Genomic DNA, 16,322 nt, shown 5'->3' with positions numbered 1-16,322 from the left:
ATGTACCTAAGTTCCTAAAAATAGCTTATGTTCTAACCTATAACGATTAATTACACTTCAGCCCTTGTTTACACTTTTATTGCCTCCATATTTTCCATACAATCCTAAGCGATTATAAATAAAAACAAATTCAATTTCGGAGTCCTCATGAGCGACGTAAAGCACTGTAATTTATTGATTCTTGGTTCTGGCCCTGCTGGCTATACAGCTGCAGTTTACGCTGCTCGTGCAAACCTAAACCCAGTTCTGGTTACTGGTATGCAGCAAGGTGGTCAGCTTACAACCACAACAGAAGTGGAAAACTGGCCGGGTGATGCTGAAGGTTTAACGGGTCCAGCTCTAATGGATCGCATGAAAGAGCACGCAGAGCGCTTTGAAACAGAGATCCTGTTCGACCACATTAACGAAGTCGACCTTTCAAACCGCCCTTTCCGTCTTAAAGGCGATTCTGGCGAGTACACGTGTGATGCGTTGATCATCTCAACGGGTGCATCGGCTAAGTACTTAGGTTTAGAGTCTGAAGAAGCATTCAAAGGCCGCGGCGTTTCTGCTTGTGCAACGTGTGACGGTTTCTTCTACCGCAACCAAAAAGTAGCGGTTGTTGGTGGTGGTAACACAGCAGTTGAAGAAGCACTTTACCTATCTAACATCGCGTCTGAAGTTCACCTAATTCACCGCCGTGACACGTTCCGCGCTGAAAAGATCCTAGTGAAGCGTTTAATGGACAAAGTAGAGAACGGCAACATTGTTCTTCACACTGACCGCACGCTAGACGAAGTTCTAGGTGACGATATGGGCGTAACGGGCGTTCGTATTAAAGATACTCAGTCTGACAAGACAGAAGATATCGACGTAATGGGCGCGTTCATCGCTATCGGTCACCAACCGAACACTGAAATCTTCAAAGGCCAAGTGGATATGAAAGACGATTACATCATCGTTCAGTCTGGTCTGGAAGGTAACGCGACACAAACCAGCATCCCTGGCGTATTCGCTGCGGGTGATGTGATGGACCACAACTACCGCCAAGCAATCACTTCTGCTGGTACAGGTTGTATGGCTGCACTGGATGCTGAACGCTTCCTAGATGGCCTTAACGATAAGTAAATCTGAGATTGCAGATTTGATTATCGGTGCTCTCGCCTCAGTAGATGCAGGGCGTCATCACATTTTGTTGTAAATCCCTAGAGCCCAGTGGTATATCCACTGGGCTTTCTTTTGTATACTAGCCGCCCTCAACAAATAATAATTATCATTAAGCCTTCATAATGGATAAGAAAAAACAACGCAGCTTGAACAAGTGGCTTAAGCAACAGAGTAAGTTAGCGAAACGCTGGCTTATGATTGCGATTAGCCTTGGCGTACTTTCAAGCGTGTTTTTAATTGCTCAAGCAGCTCTTCTCGCCTCTATTCTTCACCAACTGATCATCGAGAATGTCGATAAATCTGAACTGGTTGGTCATTTCGCAGGCTTGGCATTATCGGTCGTTGGCCGTGCGGGCTGTACATGGGGACGTGAAATCGCAGGTTATCGCTGTGGTGAACAGATCCGTGTCTACATCAGGCAACTCATCCTTGATAAGTTACGCGAGTTAGGCCCTGCTTACATTAAAGGTAAACCTGCCGGTACGTGGGCAACGCTGTTGTTAGAACAAGTAGAAGACATGCAAGATTTCTTCTCTCGTTATTTACCTCAGATGTCTCTATCGGTAATGATTCCGTTCATTATTTTGGTCGTAGTATTCCCTGTAAACTGGGCAGCAGGACTGATTTTCTTGATTACTGCTCCACTGGTGCCGATGTTCATGGCACTTGTTGGTATGAAAGCAGCCGATGCAAACCGTAAAAACTTCAAAGCACTGCAACGTCTTTCTGGTCACTTCTATGACCGTTTGCAGTCAATGACAACCATCCGTCTTTTCGACCGTACTAGCGCTGAAACAGAAGTATTGAAAAGTGCATCTGAAGTGTTCAGAACGCGTACCATGGATGTATTGAAGATCGCTTTCTTGTCTTCTGCTGTGCTTGAATTCTTCACGTCTATCTCTATTGCGATGACGGCAGTTTACTTTGGTTTCACCTACATTGGTGAGCTTAACTTCGGTCACTACGGTGCAGGCATTACGCTATTCGCTGGTTTGTTTATCCTTATCTTAGCGCCAGAGTTTTACCAACCTCTGCGTGACTTAGGTACGTTCTACCACGCGAAGCAACAAGCGGTTGGCGCAGCCGAAAGTATTGTCGAGTTCCTAGAAACCGACATCACTAAGGTTAAATCAGGCGACACTCAACTCGATCCGGCTCAAGGCATCAATATTGAAGCTCAAGAGCTGAAAGTGTTGAGCCCTGAAGGTGTTCAATTGGTTGGCCCTATCTCGTTTGCACTGAACACTCGCCAGTCAACTGCGTTAGTTGGCCCAAGTGGTGCGGGTAAAACAAGTTTGATCAATGCGATTCTTGGTTTCATGCCTTATGAAGGAAGCTTGAAAATCAATGGTGTTGAATTACGTGACCTCGACTTAGCCTCTTGGCGTAAAACGATTAGTTGGGTTGGTCAAAACCCATTGTTGTTGCACGGCAGCATTCGTGACAACGTCACTCTAGGTAAACATGATATCACTGACCAAGTTGTCCAAAACGCGCTTGAGCAATCATTTGCTAACGAATTCGTAAACGAGCATGGTTTAGATTACATGATTTCTGATCGCTCAGGTGGCCTGTCTGTTGGTCAATCTCAACGTTTGGCACTCGCTCGCGCAATGATTCAAGACGGCCAATTCTGGTTGCTCGATGAACCCACTGCCAGCCTAGATACTCGCAGTGAGCAGTTAGTGATGAAAGGCATTAATAGCAATATCGAAAGCCGCACAGCCCTGCTTGTGACGCACCAACTTGCTCCTCTTCAATCGGTCGATAACATTCTGGTTATGCGCGATGGTGGTCTTGTGGAACAAGGTCATTACTCTCAGCTTTCAACTGCGGGTGGTTTATTCGAAGAGATGCTAAACGCGAACTTAGCTCAACAAGATAATAAGGGTAATTTAGATGCGTGATTTACTGCCTTACCTGAAACTCTATAAAAAGCATTGGTTTGGCCTATCGCTAGGCATGCTACTGGCTTTTGCTACTCTGTCGGCTTCTATCGGCTTGTTAACGCTATCGGGTTGGTTTATTTCAGCTTCTGCAGTTGCAGGCCTTACGATTGCGCGTGAAACCTTCAACTACATGCTGCCGGGCGGTGGTGTTCGTGGTTTAGCAATGAGCCGTACTGCGGGTCGTTGGGGTGAACGTGTTGTTAGCCACAATGCAACATTCAAACTATTAACTGATCTGCGTATCTTCTTCTTCAAGAAGCTGGCTCCGCTGATCCCAGGTCGTATTTCAAACCTTCGTGACGCTGACCTACTTAACCGCTTGGTTGCTGATGTCGACGCAATGGATCACGTTTACTTGCGCTTAGTAAGCCCTGTGACGGTTGGTGTATTGGGTATCTTCTTCCTGACGCTGTTCTTGATGTGGTTTGATACCTCGCTAGGCCTGATCTTAGGTTCTATCCTTCTGATCATGCTGTTAATTTGGCCTGTCTTGTTCTACAAGCTGGGTAAACGTAACGGTGGCGAGCTTACACAAAACAAAGCAGACCTTCGTGTAACGACACTAGATTGGATTGAAGGCTACAGCGAACTGACTCTATTCGGTGCAGAAGAACGTTACCGTAATGCGATTCTAGAAACCCAACACAAGCTAATGGCGAACCAGTTTGTAAACGCTAACCTAACCGGTATGGCTTCAGCTGCGCTAATGCTGTTCAACGGTTTAACGCTGGTTCTAATGCTTTGGCTTGCGGCTGATGGCGTGGGTGGCAATGCACCAGACCCGTTCATCGCGCTAATGGCGTTCGCAACTATGGCAAGTTTTGAATTGTTAATGCCAATCGCAGGCGCATTCCAGCATTTAGGTCAAACTCTGTCTTCAGCGCGTCGCTTGAATGAAGTCATTCTGTCAGAGCCTGAAGTTCAGTTCGCGGACGAGAAGCTCGACATCAACAAGCCGCTTGATATTACGTTCTCAAACGTGACGTTCAACTACCCTGATTCTGAGCGCAGTGTTCTGAACGCTGTTGACCTAACGATCCCTGCAACGAACAAGATCGCAATTGTTGGTCAAACGGGTTCTGGTAAATCAACTCTGATTCAACTGCTGACTCGTTACTGGGACCCTAAAAAGGGTTACATCTCTATCGCAGGCATTGAGCTGACACAATGGAACGAGTCACAACTGCGTGAATCGATCAGTGTGGTAAGCCAGCGTGTCGACATTCTAAATGGTACTTTGCGTGACAACTTGTTGATTGCAAGACCAGAAGCAACCGATGATCACTTAGCAAATATCCTAAGAGATGTTGGTCTAGAAAAGCTGCTTGAGAATACTGCACTTGATAGCTGGTTGGGTGACGGTGGCCGTCAACTGTCTGGTGGTGAGAAGCGCCGTATTGGTATCGCACGTGCGATTCTTCATGATGCCCCTATTCTGCTTCTCGATGAGCCAACAGAAGGCTTAGATAAGCAAACTGAACAGAGCATCATGGCACTGTTTGAGAAGCATTTTGAAGGCAAGACGGTTATCTTCATTACGCACCGTTTGATTGGTCTGGAATCGATGGATTCGATTGTTCTGATTGAACAAGGCGAGATTGTTGAACACGGCTCCCATGAGAAGCTGTTAAACGAAGAAGGACGTTACTTCCAACTTCGCCAGGCAATCTAGCTCCTTCATAAGTTATAAAAAAAACCATTCAAAGCCCGAGTCCATGCTCGGGCTTTTTTATTGTCTGTGATTCGAGTATCAAGCAGCTGCCGAATGATAACCCTAATAAATAACACCCCAGTCATTTGTAAGCACAATCAATACACAACTTACAATAGCTTACCAAGAGCAAACGCCATTTCTTGTAACATGCAGGCTTTATAGCTTGCAGATAACGTGGTCTCCTATGGTACACAAACTCACTATTCCAACTCTTGTTTTTACAGCGATGCTTACCGCTTGTGGCGGAAGCAACGACGGTAATAACACCAACGCATCAAAGAATGTCATCGACGCATCAAGCGCTAGCTCAGTGGTTAACTTAGGAAGTAATTACTCACTGCAATTCAGCGTAAAATCGATTGCTGCGGGTACAGACAAAAACGTGAACATTGATATTACTCAGTATGGTAATACACAAAAAGCGAGCGGCAATTTCGCGCAAGTTCACGGTATTCCTGAGCGCAATTACAAAACCCAAAACGATGCTGATATTACCTTTTCAGTAACGGCAACAAACTCTGCAGGAAAAACGTTTAGCGTTGAAAACTTCGATATTTACTACGAAAACTTTAACTCAACAACGACACCTGAAATGCTTGCTATCGCAGAGGTCGAAAACAACATAAACAACGTCATTCGATGGAAAAAAGCGGATACAGTGACTATCAATAAGCAGTTCATTATTGATAACAGTGGCATCAAATTTAATATCGACCAAATGAGACCTATGAACCTTTATGTTCGTGTCGGTAACACTTTAAGTAATGGCATTCAATTTGTACCGTACTTCGCTCAAAGTAATTCTGAGGTGTTCGCTCGTGTACCAACTAACGACTGTTCTGTTATCACAAATACCACAGGTGATTTGCTCGCCAATGGCATCAAGCAACGCACATGCGTAGAAGCACACGGTTATAAGATTCCACTGTTGATTGAAGACCAGTCAAAAAATAACGGTGCAGCAAAAGTCGCTCACGTTAAGAACATCATGCAGTACTACCTAGATAGCTTCCCAGCAGAAGTAACTAAGGCTATTTACGACAGTAAAGCTACCATGGGATTCTTTTACGATGATGAGTGGTCTGACAGAGATGGAGGTGACTTCTTAGATGAACATTACCGTTTCCAAGATCTGTTTGCGACAGAAACAACTGACACATCGACTGGCGAAAACAAGCCTGACTTAGTGACTCAAAGAGACGCTGCGTTCGAAGAGATTATTCACTTTGTTCACGATTACGGTGTGATGAACTTAGCGGTACAATCATCTTCATCGAAATGGGGAATAATGCAAAAAGAACTCGATGAGCTCAATGAAAAAGCGATTCTTGCAGACTCTTACTTTCCTAACGGTAAAGACTCAACGATTGTCGAAGCTGATTTAGACGCTGAGTCATACGACCAAGAGTACCTAGCCTACTCTCTTTATGCCTACTACGACCTGAACTATAAGGGTTACAGCGCCCAAGAATTAAGTTCTGCAACTTTCACAGAGCTACAAGCTAATGACCCTGCGATGGTTACATTTATGGAGCAGTACTTCCCTACTCGTGCGGCCCTTAAAGCTAAGTTCCCAGGTTACCCGAACAACTAGCTGGGGTTCATAACTCTGACTAGCACACACAAAAAAGCCGAATGTGGTATTCACATTCGGCTTTTAAATAACGTTCTCGCGGATTAACTTAGTACGTTTTAGGGACCAAATTAATCACTGTTCGCTAAGCGCTTACAGCTTGAAGCGGCTGATTTCGCTTTCTAGCTCGTGAGACAGTTCAGAAAGCTGCGCAGCTTGCTCTGCAGCTTGGTGTGCTTCGTCCGCTAGCTCGTTAGATACGTCACGGATTCCCTCAGTGTTACGAGTGATCTCAGACGTTACAGACGCTTGCTCTTCTGCAGCTGAAGCAATCTGTGTCGCCATGTCGCTGATGCGTTCAACAGCAGCATGGATTTGCGTCAGGCTTGCAGCCGCTGAGTTCGCGTCATCAACACTTGTTTCAGCAAGTGTACGGCTATCGTTCATGATGTTAACCGCTTTGCCTGTTGTACCTTGTAGCAACTCAATCGTTTGTTGAATTTCTTGCGTTGAACCGTGTGTACGTTGGCTCAGAACACGAACTTCATCCGCTACTACCGCGAAACCACGACCTTGCTCACCGGCACGCGCTGCTTCAATAGCGGCGTTAAGTGCAAGTAGGTTCGTTTGTTCAGCGATACCTTGAATGTTAGACAGGATAGCGTTGATGCTGTTGCCGTGCTCTTCAAGTTCTAGAATCACGTTGGTTGCAATTTGAACTTCTTGAGCAAGGTTTTGGATAGAGCTTTGCGTCTGTGTCACCTGACCAGTACCGTGCTCACACGCACCAACCGCTTCAGATGAATTCTGAGCTGTGTGGTCAGCGTTGCCTGCGATTTCTTGTGTTGCAGCAGCCATTTCGTTAACGGCTGTTGCTACCATGTTGATCTCGTCTTGTTGCATTTGGATACGAGCACTACGTTCTTCAGCTTGAGAAGCCGTTTGACGTGCTTGGTTGCCTAGCGCAGCAGATACTTCGCTTAGTTTGATCACCATGGTGTGCATATTGCCCACAAAACGGTTGAAGTTTGCAGCAAGCTGACCAATTTCGTCGTCGCTCTTAGGCTCAAGACGTTGAGTAAGGTCGCCCTCACCTGAAGCAATTTCTTCAAGAGCAGCTGAAACACGGTTTAGGTCGCGGAATAGGAAGCTCACTAACCAAGACACAAGTACGATTACAATTAGCGTGATAATTACAGCAGTGATGATCAGCTGAGTAAGTAGCGTTGAGTGGTTCGCTTCTTCTGTTGCTTTGTCCATCTGAACCGCGAAGATCCAGTTACTGTTAGGTACCTTCGTGAAGTAAAGCAGCTTCTCAGCACCGCGCTCTTTGATGATCTCGATACTACCCGTACGCACTGCGTTCTCGATAATAGGCATAGAGATGTCATTAGAAAGTTGGCTTACCGGCTTCAAGCTTAATGCTGAATCTGGGTGAGCTAGGAATGTGCCGTCAGAGGCATCAATTAGCATTGCGTATGCATTGTCACCAACATCAAGACTGATTACATCGTTAACCAATTGGTCAATAAGTACGTCTGCACCAACAACACCAACAAGTTGGCCGTTGTGGCGAACAGGTTCTGCAATCGTTACTAGAAGCGCTTTAGTAATCGCATCTTGGTAAGCAGTGGTGATGATTTGCTTACCTGCAGCGTTTGCTTCTTGGTACCAAGGACGTTGACGAGGATCGTAATCTGCACGATTACGTTCAGGGTGTGAACGGTACATCCCGCCTTCTGGAGTACCTAAAAAGATATCGTCAAAGCCACCCGCTACACGAGCTTGCTTGAGGAAAGGAACAACATCACTTTCTCGTGAAAACTCATTAAATGCTGATGCGATATCGGTACGGATATCAATCCAGTTCTTAATACCTTCAGATGCTGCTTCAGATACGCTTTCAGCTCGTAGGTATACGCCATTACGAGTCTGTTCAAATAATTGGTTTGCTGACAACCAAGTCAACGCTGTAGCCATAACGACAACAGCAGATAGGCTAGCACCTATCAACTTCTGCTTTAGTGTTAGTTTCATGTCAAAGTTTCACGAGTGGTGGGAAATCCCGCGCATACTACCCAATATCAGTATTAAATTCGAGCGATTTCACAATTTAATATCGGAATATAATTTTAAGCAAACCATAAGCTTACCTAATGTCAATTCCTTGGCTTGTCGCCAAATTTAAGGCGCTATTTACTATGTGATTATTAGAAATAATGTCAGATTTAGTACGGTAAAAAAACAAAAAGGCAGAAGAGTTTCCTCTTCTGCCTTCATATTATTTACCGCTCTACTGCGTATAAATTGCAGTAGATTTTAGCTTAGAAAGCCTAGCGTTTTTCTGTACGCATACCCATTAGCAAGCTCACACACATCAGTAATAGAATGATGGTGAATGGCAATGCCGTCGAGATTGCACCCGCTTGTAGAGCTTGTACTGCTTCAGTACCACCAACCCACAATAGAGCGACAGCAATCGCACCTTCAAGGAACGCCCAGAACACACGTTGAGGCACAGGCGTATCAACTTTACCACCCGCGGTGATGCTATCGATTACTAGAGAGCCTGAGTCAGACGATGTAATGAAGAAGACTAAAACCAATACAACCGCAATGATTGAAAGCAGAGTACCAAATGGTAATACATCAAACATTTGGAACATCGCTAGCGATACATCGGTTAAACCTTCTTGACCAAGAATACCAATGTTATTCACGATTTGGTCAATCGCCATACCACCAAACACTGACATCCAAATGATAGTCACGGTAGTCGGTACAATCAGTACTGCTGTGATGAACTCACGAACCGTACGACCTTTAGAAACACGAGCGATAAACATACCTACGAATGGTGACCATGAGATCCACCAAGCCCAGTAGAATACAGTCCAACCGTGTAGCCAAGCTTCATCTTCACGGCCGTGAGGGTTACTCAGCGGAATGATGTTTTCGATATATGCCATCAATGTTGTTGGGATTGAACCCAGCGTCACTGCATAACCGATTAGCGCAACTAAGATCAGCAGTAAGAAAGCTACTAGCATATTGATATTACTGATAACTTTAACGCCACCATCAATACCACGAAGTACGGAGACAACCGCTAATAAAGTCACCACTGTAATAACAATGACTTGCAGCCCTAAGCCCGCTTCAATACCGAATACATGCTGAATACCACTTGCCGCTTGTTGTGCACCTAGGCCAAGCGATGTCGCCAAACCGAATAGGGTTGCAAGAACTGCAAGAATATCAACAATGTGACCTGCCCAGCCCCAAGCTCTATCACCTAAGATTGGGTAAAAGATAGAACGAATTGAAAGAGGTAATCCCTTGTTGTAAGAGAAGAAAGCAAGTGACAATGCCACTACACCATAAATCGCCCAAGGGTGCAGTCCCCAGTGATACATGGTTGCACCTAGTGCTAGCTTAGCCGCTTCTGGTGTATTCGCTTCAACACCTAACGGCGTTTCATACCAACCTGTGTAGTAAGCAGCTGGCTCCGCCACACTCCAGAACATCAAACCGATACCCATACCTGCAGCGAACAGCATGGACAACCAAGACATGAATGAGTAATCAGCGGTTGCATCAACGCCACCTAGGCGGATTTTACCAAATGGAGAAACAATCAAGCCCAAGCAAAAAATAACGAAAATGTTACCGGACCAGATGAACAGCCAATCAAATGAATTGATAATTTGCCATTTAACACCATCTAGTGCTGCCTTTGCTGAAGCGGTATCTGTAAGTAGAACACCGATCAAGAATAAGGCGATAAGTCCCGCACTGATACCAAATACTGGGTTATGAACATCAAAACCCCATTTTTGGACGTTATCTTGACCAACAGTGTAATCCGTACTGTCGATACTGTATTTATCTATACCTTTAGTCATTATCCCTCTCTACGGAATACTAATAGGGTCTATTGACCTCGTATCCCTTACTTACCTGCGACTTAATTACAAACTCGAACATACAATCCAAGTAGTACAAGTTGTTGTCACAATAATTCAAATACTTGGATGTCTGAAGTTTAGCAGGTTAACTTGTTGTTTTCAGTAAACCAGAATCGGTTCGATGAAATTACAAACAAAATTCACGTAATTACTCAAGTTTATGACGAAAAAAAGGCCGACTATGCCGACCTTTTTATCAAAAATACTTTTAACTCAAAGCATTTTGATGCTTAACCAATTGATTTTCAGTTCGTAAACCTAACAATAAGCTTAGGCACATAAGCAATAATATGAAAGCAAATGGTAGCGCCATTGATACCGTTCCAGCTTGTAATGCTTGAATAGATTCCGTGCCACCAACCCACAATAGAACCGCTGCAATCGCACCGCCCATCAACGCCCAAAATACGCGTTGTGGAACAGGGGCATCGACTTTACCGCCAGAGGTAATACTATCGATAACCAATGAACCTGAATCAGACGAGGTGATAAAGAACACCATAATCAACCCAATCGATACCACTGAAAGCACAGAGCTCATTGGCAGTGCATCGTAAGTATGGAAAAGAGAAAGTGTAATATCTTGCAGACCATTCACACCAATCTCACCCACCTTGTTCGCCACTTGATCAATCGCGATACCACCAAAAATAGCCATCCAGATGATGATTACGGTCGTTGGGATGAACAATACAGCAACGATGAATTCACGAATCGTACGACCTTTAGAGATACGAGCGATGAACATGCCTACGAATGGAGACCAAGACATCCACCACGCCCAGTAGAATACCGTCCAACCTTGCATCCACGTTTCATCATCACGACCATGAGGATTACTTAAAGGAATGAAGTTTTCAATGTAGCCCATTAGAGCGGTTGGGATAGCTTTAATACCCGCCATGCCACCAGCGATGGTTACGAAGATAAGCAAGCCCAAAGCAACCAGCATGTTGACGTTACTTAGTACTTTTACGCCACCATTGATGCCACGAACAACGGACATTGTTGCTAAGAAAGTGACCACTGCGATAACAACCAGTTGCATGCCAATACCGCCATCGGTACCAAATACATGGTTAATACCACTTGTTGCTTGTTGAGCACCTAAACCCAATGAAGTCGCAAGACCAAACAGTGTTGCAAGCACAGCAACGATATCAACAATATGACCAAACCAACCCCAAGTTCTATCACCTAAGATAGGGTAGAAAATAGAGCGGATTGATAGAGGTAAACCTTTATTGAAGGTGAAGAAGGCAAGCGCCAAAGCAACAACAGCGTAAATCGCCCAACCGTGAAGACCCCAGTTGTAGATGGTCGCGCCGAGCGCTAACTTCGCCGCTTCAGGAGAGTAAGCTTCAACACCTAATGGCGTTTCATACCAGCCAGTGAAGTAAGCCACTGGTTCAGCAACACCCCAGAACATTAGGCCAATACCCATTCCCGCGGCGAATAACATCGACATCCAAGATAGGTTTGAGTGCTCTGCTTTGGCATCATTGCCACCAATACGTATCTTGCCATACGGGGAGACAATGAGGGCAAAACAGAAAATAACGAAGATGTTTGCTGCCCACATGAAGAAACCATCGAAGTTACCGATGACTTTCCATTTGATTCCATCAAGCGCCGCTTTTGCGGTTTCAGGGTCTGAGACTAGAAGTGCCAATAGGAAGATAATGATCGCCCCTGCACTGATTCCAAATACTGGGTTATGAACATCAAAACCCCATTTCTGAACGTTATCTTGTCCTACTGTATAATCGGTATTTTCAATACTATACCTATCTTTTACAGGCTCCATGCTTCCTCTCTAATTTGCAGCGCACTGTTTGCAACATTGCATTCGGCGCTTAAATTTCGAAATGAAGAATATCAACCTGTCGCAAAAATACTAAAAAAACCTCCATAAAGGAGGCCTAAATTGCACATTTAGTAATTAAATTACACATTTAATGTAATTTAGCGTAAGATCAGTCCACAAGCCCGGAGCTGACTGCGTATTTAGCAAGCTCTGCTGTAGAGTGAATGTCCAGCTTATGCTTAATATTCTGTCTATGGGTTTCGACCGTTCGATAGCTGATATTCAGTGCCTTCGCGACCTCTTTACTGCTCTCCCCTTTTGCGACTAATTTCAGCACAGCCTCTTCACGTCTGCTCAATGGATTCTTCACAGATGGCGTCGGAGTAATCGGCTGAGTAAACAAATTCTGCGTTACTTTTTCACAGAAATAGGTTGAGCCTTGATTGACCGTTTTGATTGCCTGCACCATTTTTTCAGCCGAAATCTCTTTCAACATATAGCCGACCGCACCCGACTGCATCACCTTCATAATGTATTCACGGTTGTTATGCATGGTCAGCATCAACACCTTGGCTTCAGGGTCTTCTTCTTTAATCAGGTGGGTCGCATCAATACCATTCATGATGGGCATGCTGATATCCATCAACACCACATCAGGGCGCAGCGTTTTCACCATCTCAACCGCTTCTAATCCGTTACTGGCTGTGCCTATCACGCTAATATCAGGCTCGAGTTCTAATCTCGCCATAAAGCCATCCAGTACGACTTGGTGATCGTCAGCAATCACAACTCGAATAACTTCACTCATTCACTAATCCTTCTAGTGTCAGTAACACCGTAATTTCCGTTCCGAAACCAATCTCACTCATCAACTCAAAATCACCGCCAATGAACTCCACTCGCTCTCTCATGTTACGCAGCCCGATCCCTCGTTTTTCCATCGCTTTATAGGTATTGAAACCGACACCATTATCTTGGATAAGCAGTTGCAACACGTTACCAATTTGCTGGGCGATAACCGTTACTTTGGTCGCTTGTGCGTGTTTCTCTATGTTATTCAGGGACTCTTGTACCACTCGATACAAGGTCGTTGCAGCTTCTGATTTTAACTTACCCGGTTGAGTGCTAAATAAAGTTTCCACCTCAATGCCGGAGTGCGCCTGAAAATCTAATAACAACGAAGACAATGCCGCTTCTAAGCCTATGTCATCCAGTGAACTTGGGCGAAGTTGATGTGAAATGTGCCTCACCTCTTCAATCGCTCGCATCAGTGAGTGCTGTGACTTATTCAAATGTGCTTTAAGGTCTTCGCTTTGTAGCTTATTACCGAGTAGCTCTAAGTGGCAACGACTCGACACTAATAATTGATTAATACCATCATGTAACTCACGCGCTAAGTGTTTCTTTTCGTCCTCTTGAAACATCACCGTTTTATGTGCCAGTTCCTTCAAATTGTTATCGGCAATGCGATGTTCATGCATGTTGATGGCTAAGGTAAGCACGATAATAACGGCGACCGTCACGCTCAAAATCACCACAATCGAAAAGAACGTGGTTTCAATGTTCTTGTTTATTGCGGCCTGCATCGAAGCCACTTCTTGATGCACATCTTCGATATACAAACCGGTGCCAATCATCCAGTCCCAACGCTCTAGCCAAGCGGCGTAGCTCAACTTAGACACCACCTCACCCGTCGAAGGCTTTTGCCACAAATATTGGTGAAAACCACCTCCGGTTTGCGCCTCTCTTAACAGAGCTTCTATCAGAAAGTCGCCATCCTCATCTTGCAGTTGCAGTAAGTTTTGACCTATCAACTCTGGCTGTATTGGATGAACCAAGTTGGTCCCGTGGCGATCATAGGCGAAGAAATACCCATCAGAGCCATATCTAAGTTTAGACAATATGGTTCGAACTTCTTTTTTGGCTTGAGCTTCTTGGATATTTGGATCGTTATAGATGTGTTCTATGGCATCGAACGCAAGGTCAACCGTGTCTTTGAGGGCGTTTTCGCGCGACTTGATTAGGCTATCTCTAAAGATCTCAACTTCTTTATCACCCAATGTCTTGGTTTGATGTAACGAGATCCAGCTGATACTCGCCGTTACGAGCAGCAACGGGAGCAGTGTCAGCAAAATCAGCTTGGCTTTTAGAGGCATTCCTTTCCCTCACAAAAAACGGCTTACTGAACATCAATAAGCCGTTTTACTTTATCAATTTATAGATAGTCGTTGAAACATATCATTCACATTCTAGGCTTCACTCACATTCCATAGAAAGAAGGGAAAGCGAGAAGTGATCCAAGTACGAGGATTTGAATCAGAATGAACGGCATCACGCCACGATAGATGTCCTTAGTCGTCACGCCTTTTGGTGCTACCCCTTTTAAATAGAACAGACTAAAACCAAATGGCGGCGTTAAGAAAGAGGTTTGTAGGTTCATCGCGATAAGGATAGCGAACCATGTCATGTTGATGCCCATCAGTTCAGCAACTGGCGCAATGATCGGCACGATGATGAAACAGATCTCTACGAAGTCGATAAAGAAACCCAAAATCAAAATCACCAACATAGTAATGATCAGGAAGCCCCATTTCTCACCTGGCAGTTGTAGCATCCACTCTTCAACCAGATAGTCACCACCCGTGTAGGTAAACGCCATCGAGAACGCTGTTGCACCCAACAAGATAGCGAATACCATCGCCGTGACTTTCACCGTCTCTTTAGACGCGTCATACACCATCGACCAACTGAATTGACCGTATAGCAAAGCAAGTACCATCGCACCTGCACCACCGAGAGCAGCAGACTCTGTTGGCGTAGCAACACCCGCAAAGATTGAACCCAGTACCACTATGATTAACGCGAGAGGTGGAAGAATCGCTTTAAGTGCATCTAACACTTCTTGCTTACGGCTGATTGAATCATCTCGCTCAATTGGTTGAGCCGCTTCAGGGTGGAGCTTAGCGTATATCAAGATATAAAGGATGTACGCGCCAACTAACATCACGCCCGGCCAAATTGCGGCTTGGAACAAGTCACCAACAGGCACGCCAAGAACATCGCCTAATAGAATCAACACGATAGATGGCGGGATGATTTGCCCTAACGTACCAGACGCACAAATAGTGCCGCAGGCTAAGCCTTTATCGTAATTGTATTTGAGCATTACCGGCAATGAGATAAGTCCCATTGCAACAACAGAAGCACCAACGACGCCAGTAGAAGCCGCAAGCAGTGAACCTACTAGTACGGTTGAAATCGCGATACCACCACGAACACCACCAAACAATCGCCCCATAGACTCAAGCAACTGCTCAGCAAGCTTGGTCTTTTGCAGAACAAGCCCCATGAAAACAAACAATGGAACGGCCATCAGCACCGTGTTTTCCATGATTGATTGAATTCGATATGGCATGAAGGCAAACATTTCGATGCCCTCAGCCCAAACACCAAAGATTAACGCGATACCACCAAAGGTAAACGCTACTGGGAAGCCAAGTAAAAGTGCAAACAAGGCTACGAAAAACATTACTATTCCAATCATGTTCAGCCTCTACTTGTTCTTTGTATGAATATTGTTTGCATGGATAAGGTGCGGATTAAAAATCTTGTTCAGTGAATGCAGGATCAAACCTACGCCACTGAGTGCCATTAAGAAGAATGACAACGGGATCATGGCTTTGATGATCCAGCGATACGGCAGGCCACCCGGATCGCCTGAGGTTTCACCAAGTTCATAGCTCTCTTTGGCCACATCAATACCAAACCAAGCTACCAGCAAACAAAACGGCAGTAGGAAGATAAGCGTACCTAACAGATCAATAATGGCTTGCGCTTTAAAGCTCAACTGCTCATAGAACACGTCGACTCGAACATGACCACCCGCTTTGATGGCATATGGCACACCTAATAGGAAAACGGCAGAGAACAGATGCCATTCCATCTCTTGGAAGGCGATAGAGACATCGTTGAATGCATATCTCATGACAACGTCATACACGACGTTGGCGATCAGTAAAATAAACAACATACTGGAAAGCCATCCCAGTGCATCACCGATACGATTAAACAGGCGTTCAATATAAATTAGACTTCGCATTCCCGACTCCATGGAATTTGAAAAGACATCGCGCAGTACAGCTAACCCAACTAAAAACGATTCAGT

The 16,322-nt window shown here is 44.9% G+C and carries 11 protein-coding genes; 4 read left to right on the top strand and 7 right to left on the bottom strand.

Translation table 11 applies throughout. The features are described 5' to 3' along the window. Positions 1-147: 147 nt before the first annotated feature. The 4 genes from trxB (at position 148) to AB8613_RS15235 (ending at position 6,403) form a co-directional block, all read left to right on the top strand. On the top strand, positions 148-1,107 hold the full coding sequence (gene trxB / locus AB8613_RS15250; protein ID WP_008223323.1) for a thioredoxin-disulfide reductase: 960 nt from the start codon (positions 148-150) through the stop codon (positions 1,105-1,107). A gap of 161 nt (positions 1,108-1,268) precedes the next feature. Then, positions 1,269-3,053: a cysteine/glutathione ABC transporter permease/ATP-binding protein CydD gene (cydD, locus tag AB8613_RS15245; protein ID WP_372384062.1), complete on the top strand. Its 1,785-nt coding sequence runs from the start codon at positions 1,269-1,271 to the stop codon at positions 3,051-3,053. Further along, positions 3,046-4,767: a cysteine/glutathione ABC transporter ATP-binding protein/permease CydC gene (gene cydC, locus AB8613_RS15240; RefSeq protein WP_372384061.1), complete on the top strand. Its 1,722-nt coding sequence runs from the start codon at positions 3,046-3,048 to the stop codon at positions 4,765-4,767. Before cydD ends, cydC begins: the two co-directional genes overlap by 8 nt. 226 nt (positions 4,768-4,993) lie before the next feature. Then, positions 4,994-6,403 carry a hypothetical protein gene (locus tag AB8613_RS15235; protein ID WP_372384059.1) on the top strand — a complete coding sequence of 470 codons (1,410 nt, stop codon included), beginning with the start codon at positions 4,994-4,996 and terminating at the stop codon, positions 6,401-6,403. A 132-nt stretch (positions 6,404-6,535) separates the two neighbouring features. Here the strand turns inward: AB8613_RS15235 and AB8613_RS15230 are convergent, their stop codons facing one another. The 7 genes from AB8613_RS15230 to AB8613_RS15200 form a co-directional block, all read right to left on the bottom strand. Continuing rightward, complete coding sequence (locus AB8613_RS15230) at positions 6,536-8,419, bottom strand: methyl-accepting chemotaxis protein (protein ID WP_123283373.1); 1,884 nt, start codon at positions 8,417-8,419, stop codon at positions 6,536-6,538. Between the two features lie 296 nt (positions 8,420-8,715). Further along, entirely contained in the window at positions 8,716-10,287 is a 1,572-nt protein-coding gene (locus AB8613_RS15225; protein ID WP_048659559.1) for a BCCT family transporter, read from the bottom strand. A 271-nt stretch (positions 10,288-10,558) separates the two neighbouring features. Continuing rightward, positions 10,559-12,157: a BCCT family transporter gene (locus tag AB8613_RS15220; protein WP_108020607.1), complete on the bottom strand. Its 1,599-nt coding sequence runs from the start codon at positions 12,155-12,157 to the stop codon at positions 10,559-10,561. Positions 12,158-12,326: 169 nt separating this feature from the next. After that, positions 12,327-12,965, bottom strand: a complete 639-nt coding sequence (locus tag AB8613_RS15215) for a response regulator transcription factor (protein ID WP_327783718.1) — start codon at positions 12,963-12,965, stop codon at positions 12,327-12,329. Further along, positions 12,958-14,313: a cache domain-containing protein gene (locus tag AB8613_RS15210; protein ID WP_060982443.1), complete on the bottom strand. Its 1,356-nt coding sequence runs from the start codon at positions 14,311-14,313 to the stop codon at positions 12,958-12,960. The genes AB8613_RS15215 and AB8613_RS15210 overlap by 8 nt, the downstream gene beginning before the upstream one ends. A 104-nt stretch (positions 14,314-14,417) precedes the next feature. Beyond that, the gene (locus AB8613_RS15205; protein ID WP_123309824.1) at positions 14,418-15,701 is read right to left on the bottom strand and encodes a TRAP transporter large permease subunit; all 1,284 of its coding nucleotides are present in this window, start codon (positions 15,699-15,701) and stop codon (positions 14,418-14,420) included. A 9-nt stretch (positions 15,702-15,710) separates the two neighbouring features. Next, a complete protein-coding gene (locus tag AB8613_RS15200; protein WP_017060958.1) occupies positions 15,711-16,256 on the bottom strand; it encodes a TRAP transporter small permease subunit in 546 nt (181 codons plus the stop codon). Positions 16,257-16,322: the final 66 nt, after the last annotated feature.

Source organism: Vibrio sp. BS-M-Sm-2 (genome assembly GCF_041504345.1).
GTDB classification, from domain to species: Bacteria; Pseudomonadota; Gammaproteobacteria; order Enterobacterales; family Vibrionaceae; genus Vibrio; species Vibrio satsumensis.
Note: the sequence above shows the minus strand (reverse complement) of the source record. Positions and strands in the feature narration are given on the sequence as shown.